Origin of the sequence: Vibrio sp. T20, assembly GCF_007858795.1 — a bacterium.
Lineage (GTDB): Bacteria > Pseudomonadota > Gammaproteobacteria > Enterobacterales > Vibrionaceae > Vibrio > Vibrio satsumensis.
The window spans coordinates 1-415 of sequence record NZ_VFEB01000190.1 but is presented as its reverse complement, the minus strand read 5'-3'; the positions used below and the strand labels follow the sequence as shown (position 1 = coordinate 415).

The 415-nt window shown below is 46.0% G+C and carries 1 pseudogene; it reads left to right on the top strand.

What is annotated here, in order from left to right:
* Window positions 1-415 (top strand): annotated as a pseudogene (locus FTW16_RS20645) (diguanylate cyclase); the annotation flags it as partial.

The following is a 415-nucleotide window of genomic DNA, read 5'->3' as shown; positions in this document are numbered from 1 at the left end:
GCCACACAAGTCAGCGCTTATTGGCTACAGAGAGTGACAACCCAATAATACGAGAGAGCGCCAGTTACGTTAACCAATTCCATTTGATTGAAAACAGGCAAATACAACGTTTCGACTTTACTCTGAATGGCGAGCGATACTTCAACCAGATAACGCCTTACGAGGATGAGCATGGCATCACATGGTTTATTGGTATGTCGATCCCTGAAACCAACCTACTCGGTGCATTACCAGAAAACCAAAGAAACAGCTGGTTACTTGGACTAACGCTGAGTTGCATTGGTGTCATTGCCGGATTAATTGCTTTTAATCGAGTGACCCAACCCATCACCTCCACCGCAGATGCAGCAAAAGGTCTAGCGACTGGCGATTGGGACAGCAGCATGCCGAAACCAGGTAATATCTATGAAACTAG